Raw genomic sequence first — 20,934 nt, 5'->3', positions numbered from 1 at the left:
TTCATCTCCTTCAACGTGCGCGGGTCGATGGGCTGGAGGCAGGGCAGCATCTTCAGGATGGTTGCCTCGTCCACCTGAATGGTCTGGCTGATGTAATCGGTGTAAATCCTTTCCGCATTGCAGAAGGGGCGACCGCAGATGTTGACGAACCCGTCGATCTCGTCGTCCTGTACAATGGGCAGCACCCACTTGTTCATGCCGGCGGCGCACTCGCCGGTGATGAAGGCCTCTTTTGCCCTGGCCGCCTGCATCAGGATCTTCAGCAGTTTGCTGCAGATCCGGTCCGCGCCGTCGGGGTGGGTCTTTATCAGCCGGCAAAGATCGTTGGCCCAGGGGACGTCGCCCTCGGTTTTCCGCGTGCCGCTGCGGGTCAGGGCAACGGCATTTACGGCAAAACGGTCGTAAAGCGAGGCTTCGAAACGGTGCCAGTCGATCTGCCTGCTGCCGGGCAGAATCATAGCCGGAGGTTGCATGGGTTTTTGCTCCTTTTATGATCAGTTCTGACTTCTGTACGCCTCCTGAATGCGCTCGCGCACGTAGGCCGCTAAAGCGTCATCCGCTTCCACCAGATCGAAACAGTAACCGTCATCCCCTAACAGCCCTTCGGGTATGAGGTCGCCCTCCTCATCGGAATCGGTAATGGTGTCTCCATAAAAACAGACCGACAGCCACCGCTGCTTGGGGTCGTCGTCGATCACGTCGATCATCACGAAAAGCGGCCGATCGCTGCCGTTCTTATGCATACCGCGCAGGGAATAGCTGATGCCCGGGCGCTCGTTGAATTCGATCACGGCCCCATCCATTTTCTTAAGATCCTCGAAATAGGATACAAAAACCGGCTTCAGCCCCGATGGATCGTCCCGCCAATCCTCGATGAATGCTTTTACTGCCTGCACACTGACCTCACTTTCCCTGGTTGTTCATGAATTCTGCAACCTTCGCTTCGATGAATGCCGCCATCTCTTCCGCCTGGGCCTGGGTCATGGTGCCCATGTCTTTGCTGAGGTCGGCAATTTCCGCTTCCGTCAATCCCGCCGTCTTTTCGATCAGAAACGATTCCACTTCGCCGCCCTCGGGGAGCAGCCCGCATCCGCCGGCGGTCCCTAAAAATTCATCTCCCTTGAAAACCGGCACCGCTATCTTAACCAGTCCGGCATCACACTCGGCGATGATGGGCTGGCGGGTCTTCTTGGCCTGGGCCATAAAATTCTGGTTTCCCGGTGCGCAGATGGCGGCCAGGGAATCCTGGTTGGCCTTTATTTTTGGGCACAGTTCGTTGCACCAGTTGGGTTTGCCGGTAACGCCGACCCCGTCTGTATTGTAGACCGTGCAGTTTATCTTGAAGCGCTCAAAGAGTTCTTTCTCGAACGCGGCCCACTCCTCTACCGATAAAATGTCAGTCAACTCCATATTCGTCAGTCTCCTCGATCGTTTCTTCAGGCGGCTCTGCCGGCTGTCCCCGGCAAGGCCTGGCGTTCAAAAGCTGCTTCCGCATTGCCGGCAACCTTCTGAAGGCCCGCCAGCAGGGCGGTTTTTTCCTTTTCACCCAATCCATGCAACAGTTCGGCGTTCCAGCGCCTTTGAACCTTTTTAAACTCCTCCCTGACTTTCCAGGCCTTGGAACGCAGAAACACTTTTTTAATCTTGTGGTTTTCCGGGTCGATTTCCCGTCGGATCAGACCGAATTTTTCCAGCTTGGCCAGGGCACGCGAGGTGTTGGATTTGTCAACACCCACCCGGCGTGACAGCTCATCCTGGCTGAGTCCCTCCTCTTCGTAGAGTTCCGACAGCAGAAAAAACTGCCCCTGTCCATAGCCCATCCGGCTCATTTCCCCCCCGACATGGCGCATGGAGAGCCTGGAAATAAAGCATATCCAAGGTGTCAGCGGGGCATTTTCATCTTTGGCGGCCATGCTGTCTCCTGTTGCAAACCCAAAGCCGGCGCCTGTCCATGGGCGGCCAATAGGTTTGTATATAAGAGTACATCTCCTCAGTTGCAATGTCAACTGAGAAATCTCATGTTTCCCCAGGCAATCCGATCCAACGCTCTGCAGATACCTCTATACCGGTTGTCATATACATGTTCCGACACACCCGATGTCCAACATAAGGAATATTTTTTCGAACTTTATGTTGTCAAACGCTATAGCGTGGTCGAAACCAAACAGCGACCTCCGGCTCTACAGGAGGTCGCTGTTTGGTTAGAAACCGTCGCGTCGATCAGACGGCCTAGGCCTCGAATACCGCTTGATCCTCGATGATGGTCTTTAAGATCTCGGTGTCCTGGATCGCATCCGGATCGCACTGCGTTACGTCCTGGGAGAGCAGGGTAAAATCCGCCAGTTTGCCGACACTGATACTACCCCGGTCCTTTTCCGAATAGGAGCATTTTGCGGCCATGGTGGTATAGGCCGCCAGCGCCTTTTCAGGGCTGATCCTCTGGTCTTCACCCAATACCGTCCCGCCTTTGGTTTTCCTTGTCACCGCCGTTCCTATGGATGCCATGGTCCAAGGCGGCATCACGGGCGTATCGGTGTGCAGTGTAAAATCGAGATCCGCACGATGCGCATCGCCAAAAGGGTCGAGCCTCGAAGCACGCTCCTCACCGAGGAATGTGTCCAAGTGACGATCGCCGTAATAATGCACATGCATGCCAAAAAAGCTGGGGATGACGCCGGCAGCCTTCATCCTGTCGATATGCGCTTTATGAGCCATCTGGCAGTGGATCACCATATGCCGTGTATCTTTCCTGAAATGGGCTTTCTGAGCCTTTTCAAAGGCCGTGACAACGGCCTCGATAGCGGCATCGCCATTGGCGTGTATCGAGATGTGATCCCCGTTTTTGTGGTACTTCAAAACAGCTTCCTCGATATCACCCGGGCTCATGACCATTTCCCCTTTAAAATCAGGCTTGTTTTTGTAAGGAGCGAGCAGGGCCGCGGTATTGGCCTGTATGGATCCGTCCACAAACAGTTTGACGCCGCCAACCACGACCCGCCTCCTGCCCATGCCGACAGCATCGATTTGCTCGGGCGTTTGTTGCATTGAAGACTGCACCATCATGGACAAAAAGGCACGCATGTTAAGCTCCCTGTTATTCTCCAGGGCCTGGTAGGCGGATACGATTCTTTCCCCGGTTCCGCCAATGCCGATGGCGGCATCATGCACGGCCACCACGCCGTATCCATTAAACACGGTTACGGCTTTTTTGATTAAGGATTGGATCTTTGCCTGGTCTGTAGGCTGGGGCATTTTTTCCGCTACCAGCTGAAACCAGGCCATTTCTTCGAGTTTACCCGTGGGGTTGCCGCTTTCATCCCTTTCGATCCAACCGCCCGGAGGGTTTTCCGTCGACGCGCTGATACCCATGAGCTCAAGCGCCCTGCTGTTGAGATAGCCTACGTGTCCGGACATGTGGTGAACCAGAACCGGCTTTACCTGCGATACCCTGTCGAGGTCCTTTCTGGTGAGATGTCGCAGGTCGGGCGTGTAGCTGTCGTCAAACCCCCGGCCGACAATGTATTCCGCATCCCCCCCGGCATCATGCTCCCTGAGGAGACGAACGGCATCATCGATATTCTGACAAGCGCCGCCGCCCAGGTGGCAATGCTCCATGAAAAAAGCAAGGTATGAGAGGTGGTTGTGGGTTTCAATCAACCCCGGCACCAGAAAACCGCCATGAAGGTCTACCTTCCTGGTGTCGGCGTCCGCCAGATTATTTATCTCGGAAACATCGCCGACCGCTTTGATGATGCCGTTTTCCACGAACAGAGCCGTTGCCCGCGGCAATGAACTGTCCATGGTATGGATCGTGCCCCCGTGATAGATTGTTTTTTGACCCATCAGACAACCTCCTTATCGCTCTTTCTTTTCCCCAGGTACCAAACCACCCCGAAACAGACCAGGGTGTACAGGCCGTAGAATCCCATAATCGCAAGCATGCTCATGTTGGGCACGTTGGGTGCCACCAGGAACAGCGGCACGCCGGCCGTAAAGAGAATCGCCACATTGAAAAAGGCCAGTTCCAGGGACACACTCGTCGTGTAATCAGGGTCCAGAATACGCAGCAGCAACAGCCCATTGGCCGTGGCTCCCGTACAGCAGCCCAGTTGGGCGATCATTCTTTCGGGTCCCAGTTCGCTAAGCTGGCGGCCAAAATACCAGATATAGAGGAATGTCACCACCAGGACGCCCACGGATACCACGAGGATCGGCCCCAGGTATTTCGTGAGCACCTGAAAACTGACGCTCATGAAGGAGGCCACTAATAAAATATCGACCGCGGCGCCGGTAATGTGTTTCTGAAGGCGGGAACTCAACATGTGGCCCAACCCGATCTTGTTGATGATCAGCCTGACGACGGTCGCCACCACCAGACCGTGAAAGAAAAATAAGCCCCAAGCCGTCAACACCCCTAAAAAGGGTACGCCTTTTAAGTAAACCAGAATATACTTCATGTACAGGTAGGTAAGCCCGTAGGTGATAAACAAGATGGACAGTTGAAAGGCCAAGGTGTCGATATTGGCCGGATGGGTTTTTTCGTGTCCCATGGCACTCGATTTTTTATTTTCAAGAATGCCTACCAGGTACTCTTTCTCGATGCTGGCCTTCCTGTTGGTGTTCACCCCTTTTTTAATGAAATAGCGGGCCATAGGAACACCGATGATAAAAGCGAAAATAAAGCCGATGTTCGCGTAAATCAGCCCCACGATCGGCAGGTCGCCCGAGGCGCCAAGCCCCGCCCAAATCTTGCCCATGGTCAGGCCCTGACCTGGACCCTGCGTAAAGCCGTGGGTCGAGATGTAGCCGAACGTTTCTGAAAAGCTGCTGCCGGTGACCAGGTTGTACCCCAGGACGAGCAGGCCGCCGACAATGGCCTGCAGCCCCACACTGCCGGCCCAGACAAAAGACATCCAGAGCCCGCCTCTGAGATACTCCTTTTTACTGACTTCAACCGCATCGTCGGGCTTGTTTGTCAGACACAAGGACATGAAACTGATAATGAAAGCGTGCAGGCTGAAATTCACGAACTGTTTGGATTCGAAAGGCAGCAACCCGGTATTGATCAGAATAAACCCGATGGCCCCGCCGATGATGGCCGCGGGGATGAGGAAATCTTGAAAAATTTTGACTTTGGCCCTTAAGATCACCCCGATCACCAGCATCAGGCCGACAATGGCCATGATGTTAAACCCTACGAATGTATCGACGTATGCCATATTCCCTCCTTTTTGTTGATGTGGTTGTTCGTCCCAAGCGGCACCTGCCCCCGATGTTGAAAGGGCGCATAATCCGGCATATACCTTCTTAAAAAAATATTAGAAAGCACCGTTCTTCGATATGTAAGCTGAAATTCCGGCTTGACCGTGTAATGAAATTATGTATAATTTAGTTATACATTAAATTGCAAGCATTTTTTATCCTAACCGTCACGAGGTCTCACAAATCAACATGAAAATGAAAGATTTGATAAAAAAAACCGGGGTATCCAGAGAAATGATCCATTATTTTGTCCGCGAAGGCATGCTGCCGCCGGTGGAAAAACCGCTTCCGAACCAGGCCCGTTATGAGGAAAGGCATGTGGAACGTATCCTGCTGATCAAGAAGCTTCAGCAGAAGCATTTCCTTCCGATTTCCCAGATAAAAAAAATTATCAGGGACAAACGCTTGGAGGTGGAAGATGAAGAGCTGCTGGAAATCAAAAGTGCTTACTTCGAAACCAACGACTATCTCATGCCTGAAGAAATCAAGGGGGAAAACACCTTTCTCGAATATACCGGCATGAGCCCGGAAAGACTTAAGGACTTTGAAAATTATCGGATCATCGTTCCCAGGAAAGTTGGCGGTGAAAAAGTTTATCCGCACGACGCGGTTCAGCTGGGTAAACTGATCGGCGACATGCGAAAAAGGGGGCTGTCCCACGAAAACGGCTTCAGCAGAACGGCCCTGAAAAAGCTGCGGGACAACCATATCGAGGTGCTTTATGCGTCTCTGCAAAGATTCCGTCAGGACCTGATCGACAACGATTTTTCAAAGAAAGAAATAAAAAACATTGCCAAAACGAACGCGGAACTCATCCCCATTTTTGTCTATCACCTGACTCACAATTTCATGCAAGAGATCTTGAAAGACACGATCAAAAAGGGAAGCCTTCCATCCGCCGGCAAAAACATTCAATAACCCACAGCGTTGCGGGAGCTGCCAATGCCGCCAGGGCCCCGTTCTTTGACTGTCGCAGAGGAGGAATCGAATGGACCATAAAACCAATACCGTTGAAAAGGCGGAAACTATCAAGGAGGGGACTTCAGTATACGCGAAAAACAATTGAGACCCGTCTGCAATCAAAGCCGCCAAGTCGTGATGCGTGTTTTCAAGCAACGGTCCAAACTTGTGCCCGCCACCTTTAATATTGACGCGACGAGCATTTTTTTTTATAAGTAATTGATCGGAACGGTTCATATTTAAAGGAAATTTTCATTCCGGAGGAGGATGCCGTGACAACCGCGCTGGCTCAGCCCCGTCCCCACCCGATGAAGGAGCCCAAGGGCCTCTCGCCACGGGTTTCCTGGTTAAGAGATTACTATTTCGAGGGTAACAAAAGAAACTGGAACAACGAATTCACGGCCTGGTCGACGGGCACGCCCTGGGACCTTCAGTACCAGGAAATGACCTATTACATCGTGCCGGAGGTCTATATGCTTCTCGACACGCTGGGAGGCGGATACCACCAGGCCGCACGCAATGTCCCCCTCAGGGAGGACTTCTGGAGCCTTTCGCTGGCCGAAAGAAAAGCCTGGTTTCTCAAAGAGGTCATGGTGAACCACGTCCCCCAGGAGATGCTCCCGGGCGATCTCATTGCCGGGGCCAGGTTCAACGTGGTCACCTCCACCTGTTTTACCTCCAAAGAACGCAAGGCCTACGACAAACTGGTGACCGGCAAAAAAGGCGCCCGCGCCCAAATGAAATGGTTCCACGACCACGGTTACGGCAATGCCGGCGCAACCAACGGTCATCTGGTGCCCGGATACGAGCGCGCCCTTAGCATCGGCTGGAAAGGGATTCTCGCGGAGCTGGAAACAGCCTATGAAAACCTGGGTGCCGATGAACAAAACGGCCCCAGGGGGGAACAGCTAAGGGCCATGATGACAGCGGCTACCCTCCCGGGAGAACTGGCCGGACGGTATGCCCGGCTGTGCCGAAACCTGGCCGGGAAAGAGCAGGATCGAACCCGCAAAGACGAGCTGCGGCAAATGGCGGACAACCTTGCCCGTGTGCCCTGGGAGCCCGCGCAAACGTTCTGGGAAGCGGTGCAGGCTCTCTGGTTGACCCACATGCTGATCATGAGCGACGAGAACTACCCCGGACCCGGCGTTTCCTTCGGGCGAATCGACCAGTATCTGCTGCCTTACTGGGAATATTCGAAATCCAGGGGCATGGATCGCGAATTTGCCAAGGAGATCCTCAAGTGCTTCTGGTTCCACTGCAACACGGCTTACGATGCCATGATCCGCAACGGCAACCAGGGCATCACGGCCGGGTTCGGCCAGCTGATCACCCTTTCGGGCATGGGAGCCGGGGGCCGTGACATGACCAACGAGCTGACCTACATGTTCCTGGAGGTGATCGATGACATGACCCCCATCCTGGAACCCAAGCCCAACGTCAGGCTGCATCGCCGGTCGCCGGAGCCGCTGCTCGACAAGGTGGTCGACATGATCTCCGACAGCCAGGGGGCACCGTTTCTGATCAACTTCGACGAAAGATCCATGGCCGGCATGCTGCTGGAGGCCGAAAAAGCCGGCCTCTCCCACCTGATCAACGCCGGCAACGTCTACGACTACGCCCCGGTCGGCTGCCTGGAAAACACCATGGTGGGCAATGACCGCTCCGGCACCGTGGACATCAACCTGAACCTGCTCAAGGCCGTCGAGCTGGCCCTGACCGGGGGCAGGGACCTGGTCGCCTTCGTCGACCCCATGAAAGGTACGCCGGAAAAAATCCGGCGTGAGGGCCCGGACACCGGCGATGCAACGTCCTTCGAGAGCTTCGACGACTTCTGGCGGGCCTATGCCCGTCAAACCGCCTACATCGTCGAAAGGTGCGCCCGGGTGTATGAGGCCTCGGAAAAAGTGCGTGCGGCGTTTTTGCCGACACCTTACCTCTCCTGTTTGGTCAAGGGGTGTGCCGAAAAGGGCCTAGACATTACCCGGGGGGGCGCCGAGATCAACTTCACCACCCTCGAGGCCGTCACCTTCGCCACCACGGTCGACTCGCTTCTGGCCGTAAAATACCTGGTTTTCGACAAACGGGCCTGCACCATGGGCCAACTCGTCAGGGCCCTGAAAGACAACTGGCACGGCCATGCCAAACTCCAGGCCATGGCCAAGAACAAGGCCCCCAAGTACGGGCGCGACGACGACGATGCCGATGCCCTGGCCAAAAGAGTCATGGATCTCTGGTGCGCGGAAACCTGGAAATACCAAACCCTGTCCACCGGCCGCCGGTTCCGGCCCGGAATGCTCAGCTGGAACTACTGGGCCGGTGACGGGTATATCATGGCGGCCAGCGCCGACGGCCGGCGCAGGGGCCAGTTTCTGTCCAACGCCATCTGCCCCTCCAACGGTGCCGACATAAAGGGCCCCACGGCCAACACCAACTCGGTGGGCAAGGTGCTCGGCGGGAAAGCGGCGGACGGCAACGGCGACTGGCTAGACTATCTCAACTGCCTGCCCAACGGCGCCAGTCACACCATGACCTTCAACCCGTCCATCATCAAGGACCCCGAACACAGAAAGAAATTCAAGGCCTTTCTCAAGGGGTACGTCGAAAACGGGGGAACCGCTCTTCAGGTCAACATCCTCGACCCCGAAATGCTCAGGGATGCCCAGAAAAATCCCACGGACTACCGTCATCTGCTGGTCAGAATCACAGGCTATAACGCCTATTTCACCACGGTGGGCAGGGAATTGCAGGATGAAGTCATTAACCGATTGAGCCACAGTCAGTTTTGATAATTAAAACAATATTCACGTGCCAAACCCTGAAATCGTTTTATGAAATCGTTTTATGTTTTAGGTTGCAGGAATAACTCCCTGGGCTACAATGCATTCGGCGTGTTGTTGTGTAGTCCAGGGTTTCAGCCCTGTCGATTTTTTCGTGCTTTCTTGTTTTCGTGATTTCGTGATGAAGTTTTAGGTTGACGAATGGACAAATCCAACTCGGCCCTCCTTCTTGAAATCCAGCGCATGTCAACCGAAGACGGGCCGGGCCTGCGAACCACCGTTTTCTTCAAGGGCTGCAGCCTGAAGTGCACCTGGTGCCACAATCCGGAAAGCATCGCTCCGCAGCCCCAGATCCATTGGATCGGGTCGCGCTGCATCGGCTGCTGCACCTGTGTGGAAACGTGCCCGCGCAAAGCGTTGACCCTGTCGGAAAAAGGCGTCGAAATCGATCGCAAACGCTGCGACGGATGCGGGCTCTGTGTCGAGGCGTGTCCGTCCACGGCCCTCGAACTACTCGGGAAAAAATGGGACCTGGAAGCGCTGGTAAGGGAAGTTCTCAAGGACCGGGTGTACTTCGAAAAGTCCATGGGTGGGGTGACCCTGTCCGGGGGAGAACCCACGCTCCAGGCCGCCTTTGCCGCCCAATTTCTGCAACGGATCCGCGCCCGGGGAGTGAAAACCGCGCTGGACACCTGCGGATTGTGCAACAAAAGCGCCCTGGACATGCTTCTGCCATATGCCAACCTGGTGCTTTTCGATATCAAGGAGATCGATCCCGACAGGCATCACGCCTTTACCGGCAGCGACAATCGGATTATTCTCGAAAACCTGATGCATGCCGCCGCGTACATAGACAGCCACCTGTACCCCGAAGACCTGTGGATCAGAACGCCGCTCATCCCGGGGGCCACCGACACGGAAAAGAATATCAGCGGCATCGGAGCCTGGATAAAAACACATCTGGACGGAAAAGTAAGCCGCTGGGAATTGTGCGCTTTCAATAACCTGTGTCGTGACAAATACGCCCGTCTGGGACTGCACTGGCAGTTTGAGCGCGCCGCCCTCCTGGACGAAGAACAGATCCATTGCCTGGTATCCGCGGCAAAAGCCTCCGGTGTCGATCCGGGCATTGTTCACTGGAGCGGCTCTTCGAAGCTCGATACATCTCAATGACGGCTTTCAGGCGGGGATAGATGCAAAAGGACGCGCCCCCCGCAAGAGCCATAAAAAAGGTATACGATATGACGCCAAAACATCACTTTGCCAAAGAAGCGATGCAGGCCTTCGAGCCGGCCGAAAAGATCGGCCTGGTGGGATGCGTCAACCCCGACGGACAGGTCCACCTCACCCTGATCACCAGCATCATGGCTCCCGGTCCCGGCCAGTTGACCCTGGGTCAGTTCTGCATGGGCCTGAGCAAATGGTACATGCAGATGAACCCGCATGTCGGTTTTCTGGTCATGACCATGGACAGACGCCTGTGGCGCGGCAAGGCCCGCTGGACCCACAAACGAACCGAGGGCCCGGAATACGAAGTCTACAATGAAATTCCGATGTTCCGCTACAACACCTATTTCGGCATCAACACCGTCCATTACCTGGACCTGGTAGAAACGTACGGAAAGGAAAAGCTGCCCATGGGGAAAATCGTCCCGGCCGCCGTAGCCACCAGAATCGCCAGGGGAAAGGCCGCCCCACGGGAAAAGGAACGCATCCTCAAGCCGTTTGCACAAAATCTCTTCGACAAACTCGATTCCTTGAAATTTATTTCGTACCTGGGCGGTGACGGGTTTCCCGTGATCATACCGGCCATCCAATGCCAGACTGCCGGCAGCCGCCGCATCGTCTTTTCCGCCCGCCCCTATGCCGATGAACTGGGCGTGATTGAAAAAGGTGCCGCCGTGACGGTCCTGGGGCTCAACCTGAAGATGCAGTCGGTGCTGGTAAGGGGCACGTTTCAAGGGTTCCGGAAGATACGCCTGACCACGCTGGGGATTCTGGACATCGACTGGGTTTACAATTCCATGCCGCCGAGTCATGGACAGATATACCCGGAAGTGAAGCTGGAACCGGTGACGGCGTTCCAGATGGACAGAGCTACAGGCAATCAGAAGATCAGAACTTAAGAAGGCAAGCGGGTAGGAAGATCGGATGGACATCAGCAGGAGGCGACAGGAACACCGGCAAACCTGCCTACCCTCTCACCTTCTAAGCTTCTTTCCTTCTTCCCCGAATTGCACCTGAAACAATGGGACATCGCACAGTATGCAGAAAAGAAGCTTCATCCAGCGTTTCGTGATTCCCCTCATCCTGGTGGTGGCCATTCACCAGATATCGAGCCTGGTGTACAACTCCGCCAGTTCCCTTTCTCCGGGGCTTTTCAGGGACTTCGTTATCGGGACGGCGGGTCCCCTCACTTTCGTTTCTCTCTGGTTCTTCGCCCTTGTCGGCCCTCCGCTCGCGTACTTCAGAGGGGCCCGGTTCATCGAGCGCCTGGTGATCGCCTTTGCCAACCCGGTCATCTGGGTGCTGATGGTCGATGCCGAGATCGCCTGCCAGTTCAGCGGAATCGAACGCATCTATTTCTTCCTGCTTCCCTGGACGTTCGGCATCATGTGCGTCACCTGTGTGGAACTTTCCCTGGCCGAGCTGATCTGCCGGGGAGTGGACCGTCGCGAAACCGGCGCTGGAGTTGTTATATTCAGTCCTGTCGTCATGTCAATGCTGTCCGGCGGACTCGTGGGCATCTATTTCGGCCTCATAAAAGGACAGGAGTGGGTCTATATGGTAGTGCATCATTACGCACAGCACTGCCGGTAATAAAAGCGTGTACCACGCTTTTATGAAACGCGACTGCGTCGCTATAACACATAAAACTTTCGGCCTGTATTGAACACTCCCCGCAGCAAGTTTAAGGGGAATCTTCACCGCAAGGAATTCTATCAATTATGATTGTACGCATCCCGAACAGGTTTTCAATGCAGGCGTCAATATTGCGATATCTTTTCTTCGTCATCCTTCTGGTCATCGCTTCGGCGCTGCCCCTAGTAGCTGCCGAAAAAAAGCCCAACATCGTCTTCATACTCACCGACGACCATCGCTGGGACGCCCTGGGAGTGATGGGTCACCCTTTTGTGGAGACGCCGAACATGGACCGCCTGGCCCGGGAAGGTGTCCTGTTCGAAAACGCCTTTGTCACCACTTCCCTGTGCAGCCCGAGTCGCGCCAGTTTCCTCACCGGCCAGTATGCCTCGGCCCACGGTGTGCGCAACAACTTCAGCCGCTGGAACCCTGAAAAAAACATCACCTTTCTCGAACACTTGAAAAAGGCGGGCTACGCCACCGCCTTCATCGGAAAATGGCACATGCCGGGCGGGAGGCTGCCCGGCCTGCCGGGTGTCGATCTTTTCGTCTCCTTCACCAAAAAAGACGGCCAGGGCGACTACTACAATTGCCCCATCTACGTGAACCACCGGCTCACTCCCAACCGGAAAGCGTACATCACCGAAGAGCTGACGGACTATGCCATCGATTTCGTCCGTGCCGAAAGAAAGGGCCCTTTTTGCCTCTACCTGTCACACAAGGCCGTGCACCATGACTGGAAACCGCCCGCTCACCTGAAGGGCAGATACCGCAAGGCCGACCTGAGCCACCTCGCGCCGGAATCGGACAAATACAACACCTGGACCGGCCTCAACTGGCTCGAAGGGACCATGGGCAACATGCACGCCGTCTACCGGCGCTACCACGAATGCCTTGTTTCGGTGGACGAACAACTGGGGCGCCTCATCACGGTTCTGGAGCAGAATGACCTGCTGGACAGCACCGTCATCGTCTATGCCGGCGACAACGGCTACATCTGGGGAGAACACCGGCTGTACGCCAAGCACTACCCGTACGAGGAATCCATCAGGATTCCCTATATCGTTCGCGCCCCCCGCTATCTGATACCCGAACCCGGCCGGCGCGCCCGCCAGATGGTCCTCAATATCGACCTCGCGCCCACCCTGCTCGAAATAGCCGGCGTACCCGTACCCGCATCCATGCAGGGCCAAAGCTTCGCAGGCATACTGAAGGATCGCCATGCACCGGGTCGCAGCAGTTGGGTGTACGAGCTGTTCCGCGACTTTCCCTTTGGCGGCCGGGTACCGCCCCACAAGGCATTGAGGACCGAAACCTACAAATACATCGTGTGGGAATGCTGCCGGGAGCCGGAAATCTACGATCTTGCCAACGACCCGCGGGAACTGCACAACCTTTTTCCTACACCACGAGGGCCATCCCTCGTTGAACAACTCGAACCCGAGCTTGAACGCATCAAACAGCAGTATGGCCTAAGGGAATCCGGTCAACCTTAAGGGCATCGTCTATCTCACCGCCCGCTGCGCTCGAGGCACGGACGGCCCAGAGAATAATTTTACCCTGCAGGGATCGCAAGCGGTTGGATGCATTGAGCAAGTGCGATTGAACCCCCAAGACACAAAGGACACGAAGAATAGGGTTGAAAGTCTATTGGAATGATCCATGATCGGATTTTCAGGCAACCATCTCCGCAATAATGTCCTTGATGGGTTTTATTTCCTTGATCAGGGCACTGACCTGGCCGGCCCCGGCCGGAAACAGATCAAAATCTCCATCCTGCCAAGCCTGGGGCGCGTTCATCAGGTTGTATTCTTGGTTCATATCTGCGCCTGAGGCTAAAAGTTCATTCAATTTTGGATTGATAATGGTCCGCATGCTCATACCACCCACTGGCAGACGCGTGGTCCCGGCGTCTCCGCACCCTAGGATGGCTTCCTTCCAAGCTTGGGAAGCGGGGCTTTCCTCGGAGGCGAGAAATGCAGTCCCAACCTGCACGCCCTGAGCTCCCAAGGCCAAAGCTGCCCGGTATCCCCGACGTTCGCAAATCCCGCCGGCAGCCACCACGGGCACATCGACCATGTCGCAGACCGAGGGAATCAGGATCATGTTCGTAGACTCAGGTCCGGTAGTGCGCAGGCCTCCGGATTCGGTGCCGGAGACGACAACTGCATCTACCCCCGCATTCGCGGCCTTGACTGCCAAAGGTGCCGACAGGGCAACGTGAAAACCCTTCATGCCGAGTTCTTTGATCTTAGGATAGAGGCGTTTAGGAGAGCCAGCCGAGGTGGTCACGACCTTTACCCCGGCTTCGGCCAAAATGTCCAGGATAGCCTCGTTGTTTGGGTTCATAGCGATCATGAGGTTTGCCCCAAAGGGTTTATCCGTAAGGTCCTTCACCTGGGCAACAGCGGTTTTCACCGATTCCATGTCTGTCGCGTATCCCAGGGCAATTAAGCCGAAGGCTCCTGCCTCGGACACGGCTGCCACCATTTTTGGATCGTTCAGTGCGCCGATGGGCCCTTGGATGATGGGGTACTTACAACCCAGGATTTCGAGTATTTGTGACATTGAGGTTACCTCCTTTAGTTAAGGTGAGATCTCAGGATGTATAACGAAAATGACAAATTATGTCAATTATGGCTGGCTTTGCCTTTCGCTTCGGAATATCCACCATAATAATTATTTTTATCTCTAAACGATATATCCAAAAAATGCCATCACCTCTGGTAGCAATTGCAGGGGGGACCGGTTTGTACTATATCGTTACCACACAAACCGGTCATAGCGGCAATAATTTAATTATCGGCAATATAACGGCACAATGGCCCGATGCGATGGCCTTCTATCTTCTACTGCGTGAAATAGCTCAGATTTATTTTTTCAATCTGGAGATTTCCGTTTAAGATATTACCCTATAAGATCTGAATTTCTTCTTGTTTTTTCATCCAGAATTACATATAAAATAAGTATTGATCAAACATTGCCCTCAAGCTTTTTAAGTTTAGGAGGGATTATGAAATCAAACCAGATTAAGCCTTCATCCGGCGGCATCCCGAAGCCCGGATGGGGGCTTTTTTAATTTTTTTTGACCCTATAACCAATAACAAGGTAAAAGCCTGCCGGCCGAGGGGCGGTATTATTCCTCGGCAATCGCTGTGCCCTATTTTGGGTTATAGATCCGATTTTTTTATCGTCATGCTTGAATATCCCATCACACCGGCAGTTGAAAATTTTGAGATCGAGCATAAATCCAAACACATCGGGAACCATGAAAAAAGACACCCATAAACCTAAAAAAGTTGCGGCTCCCCGCTCGCGGCAGCGGTTAGATGCGGTCCCGAAAGATATCGAAAGCATTTCAGCTGATGATGTCCAAAAGTTGATCGAGGGGTTGAAGATTCATCAGGCCGAGCTCGAACTTCAGAATGAAGAATTGCGCCGGGCGCAATCCGAACTGCAGCGATCCCGAGACAAATATTATGAGCTGTTTGATTATGCGCCCGTTGGATATTTTTCCATAAACAGCATGGGTCTCATCACCGAGGTCAACCTCGGCGGAGCGGATCTCTTAGGGTACACCAGAAGATCCCTGCTTCACAAAGGATTCTCCCCCATTGTTACGCCGGATGATCGGCACACATTCTCTGATCATTGCAAAAGGGTCTATGAGACATGTAACCCACAGGCATGCGAATTGAGGCTAAAACGAAAGGACGGCTCTGTGATGTACGCCCACCTGGCAACCAATGTGAGCCAGGATCAAGAGAGCGATGACACCATCCTGTTGATCGCTGTCACCGATATTTCCCGGCGCAAGCGGTCTGAAGATTCCCTGCGGGAATCGCGCAGTATGCTTGAAATCAAAGTTCGTGAACGAACCGAAGAAATCGAGGATGCCTATAGGGAGTTGCAACTGGAGATTAAAGCTCACCAACAAGCCTCTGAGGAGATTCGTAACCTCAATCAAAAATTGATGGAATCGCAAGAAGTCGAACGCTTGATGATAGCAAGGGAACTGCACGACAGTTTTGCTCAGGAACTGACCGCCGCAAACATGCAATGTGAACACCTGTTGGGTGGCCGGTATACGGATGATGCAGAATTGAAAAAGGGCTTAAAAAAGGTTTCGGATATTTTATCAGCGACGATCTCTTCCGTGCGGGAACTTGCCTATGAGCTCCGTCCGGCCGGTCTGAATCAATTCGGAATCGTGGACACGATCCAAACTTACTGTGATGACTATACGAAGCTGAATTTGATTTCGGTTGATTTTAAGGCCGCCGGTTTTGAAAAAATCAACCTGGATGATTTCACCACCATAAACCTTTATCGGCTCGTGCAGGAAGGCCTCTTGAACGTAAAAAAACACGCCGACGCATCGTTGATAAAGGTACGGCTTGTCGTTTCCGGAAAAAACATTCTATTGCGGATTCACGACGACGGCAAAGGCTTCGATGTGCAGCAACGCCTGGCTAATCTCACCAAAGAGAAAAAGCTGGGACTGCGCAGCATGCAGGAACGGATCAATCTTCTGAAGGGGTTCATGAACATCGAATCGGCACCGGGACTGGGCACCAAGATTTTATTAAAAATACCTATTGGCAATTAGCACGGGGAAAACGAACCCAAAGCGGACAAATCTGTTCCGACACCGTTCGGGGACAGTCATAATTCCGTGGCTGATTAAGACCGGTTGAATTATGCCGGCATTATTGATATCTGCCTGAAGCATCTTGAAAAACGCCTGCACGGACAAAATGGAGAAAGACCATGGCATCAGGATCCGGCAATGAAAGCGCCGTCCTCTGGAAACCGGACCGGGAAACCATAGACGCGGCCAACATCACCGCTTACCTGCGGTGGCTGAAACGGACAAAAGGGTTAAGCTTCGACAGGTATGATCAGCTGTGGCACTGGTCGGTGAAGGAAATTGAAGATTTCTGGCAGTCCCTGTGGGAATATTTTCGAATCAAAGCCTCCAAGCCTTACACGCAGGTGCTGGCGGAACGAAAAATGCCCCGTGCCGAGTGGTTTGCGGGTGCGGAGCTCAACTACGCGGAACACGTGTTTCGCAATATGTCCGCGAAAAGGCCGGCCTTGATTTTTCAATCCGAAACACAGCCCCTCACGAAAATTTCCTGGAATGAACTCCATGGTCAGGTGGCCTCGGTTGCCCATGGATTGCGCCGCCTGGGTGTTGCGAGAGGGGATCGGGTGGTTTCGTTGATGCCCAACATCCCGCAGACCATCATCGCTTTTCTCGCCTGTGCCGGCATCGGTGCCGTCTGGTCGTCCTGCTCCCCGGACTTCGGCATGCGCAGCATCACCGACCGCTTCAAGCAGATAGGACCCAAAGCCCTTTTCGTGGTTGACGGCTATCAGTACGGCGGCAAGGCCTTCGACCGCAGCAGAGAAAACCGGCAGTTGCAGGAAGCCCTGACTTCGCTCGAGGCCACCGTACTGGTCCCCTACCTCGATCTTGGCGCCAGGGCGGGAAACCTGACAAACGCCGTCCTTTGGCAGGACCTCATGCGTACGCCGGCCGGCCTGGAATTTGAGCAGGTGCCCTTCGACCATCCCCTCTGGGTGGTTTATTCCTCCGGCACCACCGGCCTGCCCAAACCCCTCGTGCACGGCCATGGCGGCATTCTGCTGGAATTTTACAAGTTTTTACAACTGCATGTGGACCTCAAACCGGCCGACCGCTTTTTCTGGTTCAGCACCACGGGCTGGGTCATGTGGAATATCATGCAGGGGGGGCTGCTCACCGGCGCCACGTCCCTGCTTTACGACGGCAACCCCGGCTATCCGGGCATGAATGTGCTTTGGGATTTTGCCGAAAAATCGAAAATGTCCATTTTCGGTACCAGTGCGGCTTATATTACCGCCTGCATGAACGGCGGGATGGAACCCGGCCGCGATTTCGATCTTTCACACCTGCGCACGGTGGGCTCGACAGGGTCACCGCTTTCGCCGGAAGGATTTCGCTGGGTCTACGACAAGGTTAAATCCGATGTTCTGCTGGGTTCGGTCAGCGGCGGGACCGATCCGTGTTCGGGCTTTTTGGGGTCTTGTCCGCTCCTGCCGGTCAAAGCCGGGGAACTTCAGTGCCGCTGCCTCGGGGTAAATGCCCAGGCGTTCGACCCGCAGGGCAATGCGCTCACCGGTGAAGTCGGAGAACTGGTCATCACCGAGCCCATGCCCTCCATGCCCTTGTACCTCTGGAACGATGCCGATGACCGGCGCTACCAGGAAAGCTACTTTGGCATGTATCCGGGCAAGTGGCGACACGGCGACTGGGTGAAGTTCACAAAAGAAGGCGGCGGCGTCATTCTCGGCCGGTCGGATTCGACCATCAATCGTTTCGGCGTCAGAATGGGCAGCAGCGAAATATACGCAGCGGTGGATGAGCTCGCGGAGGTGGTCGACAGTCTCGTTGTCGGATACACACCCGAAAAAGGAGATTACCGCATGCTTTTGTTCGTGGTCCTGTTGCCCGGTCATCGCCTGGATGACGCGCTCGAGCATAAAATCAAACAGAAAATCCGCACAACTCTTTCGCCGCGGCATGTACCGGACGGTATTTACGCTATCGACGAAGTGCCGGTGACGTTAAACGGAAAGAAACTGGAAGTGCCGGTTAAGAAAATTCTCTCCGGCATTCCCCTGGAAAAAGCGGTCAATGTCGACGCCATGGGCAACCCGCAGGCCATGGACTACTTCGTAAACATGGTTCATCCGGAGCCCGCTAATCGGTAACCGGCGGATAAGGCATCTCGGCAAGCACGCGTTGCGCGTGTTGCATGGTGGTACGGTAACGGTCCGGGATGTCCCGCTCCCACGCCCTGACCCTTTCCACGCCTTTCAGATCGGATACCGAGTTTTTCAATCCGCCGCCGGCCGCCCTGCCGGTGTTCTCGACCGAATCCTTCGTCAGGTCGATCGTTCCCCTGGTAGTGCCTGAGGCGCCTTCTTTGACTTTTTCGCTGTCGAGGGTCACCACGCCGGCAACCGTTTCGAACAGGTTTTTTCCCAGGTTCGCGCCAACCTTGATGGCGCCGGTACCCAGTTCTTTGGCAGCCTGGATCCCCCCCTCGGCAATATCGACACCGGATTTCAAACCGCTTTTGCCCATGTTGACCAGGCCGTCGGAAACCCGGCTGAAAACGCCGGTCATCACCGGCCCGATTTTTACAGCGGGCTTGTCCAAAGGACCTTGCACGGCGATGCCTTCGTAGCGGATCTGGTGGTCGGTCAGTACCGAAGCGTTCAGATTGATCGAATCCGCATCCATTGCCAGGGCCAGGGCGGCGTCAAGCCCGGTGGCCCCCAGGGCCGTACGGGTGGCGGTCGGCACCAGGGATCCCAATGTGTCCAGCTTGAGCCCCACCAGGCGGACCTGGGCGTTTACCATGGGAACACCGTATCCCAGGGGCCCCACCGTTGCCAGGGTGCCGAAATACGCCGTCGGCAGATTCCCGGGCTGCGTCAATTCAAATGACAGGGACGCGTCTGCCGGGTCGAGGCCTGCCTTGTCGGAAAACAGACGCAATCCCTTGGCCTCCATCCGGATGTTTTCCAAGGCGGCTGTCAGCGGTTCTTCGGCAAACACCTCGTCCCGATATATCACCGGGCCGCCGTCCAGGGAGATTTTCCCGAATAGAACCGCCGGCAGGATCGGTGCTGTCGGCGAGGGTTCCCGACTTTCGGAGGGAGCTGCCGTGGGCCGGTCCGCCGCCTCGTCGCTGCCGAAGAGCGCCTTCCTGACGACCTGGAGGTTGCTCACGCCGTCGGCCCGCATCGTCACGGAAGACGTCACCCCCTGCAAATGAACACTCTCGATAACCAGTTCCTTGCCGGGATTGTGCGCTTTTTCGGCGATGACCCTGAGTCGTTCCAGGCTGAACAGTTTACCGGTGTCGAAACCCGGCGGCTGGTCCACGGAAACGCCTCGCAGGTCCAGGTCAAGAGAGGCCAGAGCGACGGCCTGCCGCGCGATGTCGCCGATCTCGGCACCCTTGATCCGGATATCCAGCCCCTCGAAGCCGGCCTGCCAGGGACGGCCCTCGATGCTGTCCAGCACACGGGCGCTGATCGACATGAGATCGATCTCATCCACCACCACGGTCGGCAGCGCCAATCCGGAATCTGCCTGCTCGTCGGGAGTAGTCGACCCTCCGCCCCCGGCCTGCCCCTCGGCAGCCGGCAGCCAGGATTTCACCAGCTTGAGCAAGTTGACTTCACGGTTGGCATTGCGCTCTACAGAGACAGTTAATGTGTCCAGGCCGATCTCGCTGACAACAACCGTGTTGGATCGCTTGAGATCCAGGTCGTCTACCCTCAATGCAAGCGTACCGGCCGCCAACAGGGGCTCCCGGCTGAACCCCGGCGGCTGATCCACGGAAAGATCGCTTACGGTAACATCGATGCGACCCACGCCGATGTCCCGGGAAATGAGGTCATCGAGTTGCAGGTCATTCAGGGTCAAATCGACATGCAGGCCGGCGGACCATTTCTCATCCATCATCCGGTCCATCAGGTGCAGGGACAAATCCTCCACGATGACGGAATTGACCTGAACGGCCGGTATCCATGGCGGGTCCGACACGCTTTGACCGTCCCCTGGATCGGGGCTGGATGCGACCGGGTTCATGATCTGAAGCAGATTGAGTCGCCCCTGCTTGTCGCGCACGACGCTAAGCGTCAACCCTTTCAGCCCTATTGTTTCGATGACGATCCTGCCGGTTAAAATGGACAGGGGGGCAACATCCACGGTCAGTGCATCCCATGTCAGCAAGGGGCGCTCACCGTAGGTCGGTGGCGGGTTGATGGTAAGGCCCTCCAAGGACACACGCCCCTCCATTAACCCGATATCGACACCGGCAATTTCACCGCCGGCCGCAAGGTAGTGGTTCAGGGCTTTGTTGATTTGGACCCGCGCAATCGCATCGATGTTCAGCAGTGCGATCGTCAGGCCGGCCAGCAATAGCGCCAGCAGCACCAGTGGTACCTTCCACCACCAACCGCGTCGTTTTCCCCGTGTGTCCTTCAGCTCACGCGCCACTGCATT

17 protein-coding genes are annotated in these 20,934 nt (G+C 55.1%); 9 read left to right on the top strand and 8 right to left on the bottom strand.

Translation table 11 applies throughout. The features are described 5' to 3' along the window. The 6 genes from LJE94_05800 to LJE94_05775 form a co-directional block, all read right to left on the bottom strand. On the bottom strand, window positions 1-473 hold a 473-nt coding region (locus tag LJE94_05800), incomplete at its 3' end, for a PocR ligand-binding domain-containing protein (protein ID MCG6909623.1). 21 nt (window positions 474-494) lie between these two features. Then, complete coding sequence (locus LJE94_05795) at window positions 495-896, bottom strand: hypothetical protein (GenBank protein ID MCG6909622.1); 402 nt, start codon at window positions 894-896, stop codon at window positions 495-497. Between the two features lie 7 nt (window positions 897-903). After that, entirely contained in the window at window positions 904-1,410 is a 507-nt protein-coding gene (locus LJE94_05790) for a PocR ligand-binding domain-containing protein (GenBank protein MCG6909621.1), read from the bottom strand. A gap of 26 nt (window positions 1,411-1,436) precedes the next feature. Beyond that, window positions 1,437-1,913, bottom strand: a complete 477-nt coding sequence (locus LJE94_05785; GenBank protein ID MCG6909620.1) for a MarR family transcriptional regulator — start codon at window positions 1,911-1,913, stop codon at window positions 1,437-1,439. 316 nt (window positions 1,914-2,229) lie between these two features. Next, on the bottom strand, window positions 2,230-3,843 hold the full coding sequence (locus LJE94_05780) for an amidohydrolase (GenBank protein MCG6909619.1): 1,614 nt from the start codon (window positions 3,841-3,843) through the stop codon (window positions 2,230-2,232). Continuing rightward, a complete protein-coding gene (locus tag LJE94_05775; GenBank protein MCG6909618.1) occupies window positions 3,843-5,219 on the bottom strand; it encodes a hypothetical protein in 1,377 nt (458 codons plus the stop codon). The genes LJE94_05780 and LJE94_05775 overlap by 1 nt, the downstream gene beginning before the upstream one ends. Window positions 5,220-5,451: 232 nt before the next feature. Here LJE94_05775 and LJE94_05770 point away from each other — a divergent pair, with 232 nt between their 5' ends. The 6 genes from LJE94_05770 (at window position 5,452) to LJE94_05745 (ending at window position 13,360) form a co-directional block, all read left to right on the top strand. Further along, window positions 5,452-6,180, top strand: coding sequence for a MerR family transcriptional regulator (locus LJE94_05770; GenBank protein ID MCG6909617.1), 729 nt, complete (start codon window positions 5,452-5,454; stop codon window positions 6,178-6,180). A gap of 314 nt (window positions 6,181-6,494) precedes the next feature. Beyond that, window positions 6,495-9,011: a hypothetical protein gene (locus LJE94_05765; protein ID MCG6909616.1), complete on the top strand. Its 2,517-nt coding sequence runs from the start codon at window positions 6,495-6,497 to the stop codon at window positions 9,009-9,011. A 192-nt stretch (window positions 9,012-9,203) separates the two neighbouring features. After that, complete coding sequence (locus LJE94_05760; protein MCG6909615.1) at window positions 9,204-10,175, top strand: glycyl-radical enzyme activating protein; 972 nt, start codon at window positions 9,204-9,206, stop codon at window positions 10,173-10,175. 68 nt (window positions 10,176-10,243) lie between these two features. After that, a complete protein-coding gene (locus LJE94_05755) occupies window positions 10,244-11,128 on the top strand; it encodes a hypothetical protein (protein ID MCG6909614.1) in 885 nt (294 codons plus the stop codon). A gap of 139 nt (window positions 11,129-11,267) precedes the next feature. Further along, window positions 11,268-11,822 (top strand): hypothetical protein, encoded by a 555-nt coding sequence (locus LJE94_05750; GenBank protein MCG6909613.1) that lies wholly within the window; start codon window positions 11,268-11,270, stop codon window positions 11,820-11,822. A 158-nt stretch (window positions 11,823-11,980) separates the two neighbouring features. Further along, on the top strand, window positions 11,981-13,360 hold the full coding sequence (locus LJE94_05745; GenBank protein ID MCG6909612.1) for a sulfatase: 1,380 nt from the start codon (window positions 11,981-11,983) through the stop codon (window positions 13,358-13,360). A 178-nt stretch (window positions 13,361-13,538) separates the two neighbouring features. Here LJE94_05745 and LJE94_05740 read toward each other — a convergent pair whose 3' ends face one another. Beyond that, window positions 13,539-14,432 carry a nitronate monooxygenase gene (locus tag LJE94_05740; protein MCG6909611.1) on the bottom strand — a complete coding sequence of 298 codons (894 nt, stop codon included), beginning with the start codon at window positions 14,430-14,432 and terminating at the stop codon, window positions 13,539-13,541. 59 nt (window positions 14,433-14,491) lie between these two features. Here LJE94_05740 and LJE94_05735 point away from each other — a divergent pair, with 59 nt between their 5' ends. The 3 genes from LJE94_05735 to LJE94_05725 all read left to right on the top strand — a co-directional run bounded on the left by LJE94_05735 (window position 14,492) and on the right by LJE94_05725 (window position 18,623). Next, window positions 14,492-14,767, top strand: coding sequence for a hypothetical protein (locus LJE94_05735; protein MCG6909610.1), 276 nt, complete (start codon window positions 14,492-14,494; stop codon window positions 14,765-14,767). A 365-nt stretch (window positions 14,768-15,132) separates the two neighbouring features. Beyond that, the gene (locus LJE94_05730; GenBank protein MCG6909609.1) at window positions 15,133-16,473 is read left to right on the top strand and encodes a PAS domain S-box protein; all 1,341 of its coding nucleotides are present in this window, start codon (window positions 15,133-15,135) and stop codon (window positions 16,471-16,473) included. A 161-nt stretch (window positions 16,474-16,634) separates the two neighbouring features. Further along, window positions 16,635-18,623 (top strand): acetoacetate--CoA ligase, encoded by a 1,989-nt coding sequence (locus tag LJE94_05725; protein ID MCG6909608.1) that lies wholly within the window; start codon window positions 16,635-16,637, stop codon window positions 18,621-18,623. On the opposite strand, the gene LJE94_05720 is transcribed toward LJE94_05725, so the two are convergent. After that, on the bottom strand, window positions 18,613-20,928 hold the full coding sequence (locus LJE94_05720; GenBank protein MCG6909607.1) for an AsmA family protein: 2,316 nt from the start codon (window positions 20,926-20,928) through the stop codon (window positions 18,613-18,615). The two genes, LJE94_05725 and LJE94_05720, sit on opposite strands and share 11 nt — an antisense overlap. Window positions 20,929-20,934: the final 6 nt, after the last annotated feature.

The organism is Deltaproteobacteria bacterium (assembly GCA_022340465.1).
Taxonomy (GTDB): domain Bacteria; phylum Desulfobacterota; class Desulfobacteria; order Desulfobacterales; family B30-G6; genus JAJDNW01.
This window is presented reverse-complemented; position numbering and strand designations above follow the sequence as displayed.

What these genes read in the sequence shown, in the direction of transcription:
- LJE94_05775 (MCG6909618.1), bottom strand. Translation starts at nt 5,219, where the DNA reads ATGGCATACGTCGATACATTCGTAGGGTTTAACATCATGGCCATTGTC.
- LJE94_05770 (MCG6909617.1), top strand. Translation starts at nt 5,452, where the DNA reads ATGAAAATGAAAGATTTGATAAAAAAAACCGGGGTATCCAGAGAAATG.
- LJE94_05745 (MCG6909612.1), top strand. Translation starts at nt 11,981, where the DNA reads ATGCAGGCGTCAATATTGCGATATCTTTTCTTCGTCATCCTTCTGGTC.
- LJE94_05750 (MCG6909613.1), top strand. Translation starts at nt 11,268, where the DNA reads ATGCAGAAAAGAAGCTTCATCCAGCGTTTCGTGATTCCCCTCATCCTG.
- LJE94_05740 (MCG6909611.1), bottom strand. Translation starts at nt 14,432, where the DNA reads ATGTCACAAATACTCGAAATCCTGGGTTGTAAGTACCCCATCATCCAA.
- LJE94_05790 (MCG6909621.1), bottom strand. Translation starts at nt 1,410, where the DNA reads ATGGAGTTGACTGACATTTTATCGGTAGAGGAGTGGGCCGCGTTCGAG.
- LJE94_05735 (MCG6909610.1), top strand. Translation starts at nt 14,492, where the DNA reads ATGTCAATTATGGCTGGCTTTGCCTTTCGCTTCGGAATATCCACCATA.
- LJE94_05780 (MCG6909619.1), bottom strand. Translation starts at nt 3,843, where the DNA reads ATGGGTCAAAAAACAATCTATCACGGGGGCACGATCCATACCATGGAC.
- LJE94_05755 (MCG6909614.1), top strand. Translation starts at nt 10,244, where the DNA reads ATGACGCCAAAACATCACTTTGCCAAAGAAGCGATGCAGGCCTTCGAG.
- LJE94_05785 (MCG6909620.1), bottom strand. Translation starts at nt 1,913, where the DNA reads ATGGCCGCCAAAGATGAAAATGCCCCGCTGACACCTTGGATATGCTTT.
- LJE94_05725 (MCG6909608.1), top strand. Translation starts at nt 16,635, where the DNA reads ATGGCATCAGGATCCGGCAATGAAAGCGCCGTCCTCTGGAAACCGGAC.
- LJE94_05730 (MCG6909609.1), top strand. Translation starts at nt 15,133, where the DNA reads ATGAAAAAAGACACCCATAAACCTAAAAAAGTTGCGGCTCCCCGCTCG.
- LJE94_05760 (MCG6909615.1), top strand. Translation starts at nt 9,204, where the DNA reads ATGGACAAATCCAACTCGGCCCTCCTTCTTGAAATCCAGCGCATGTCA.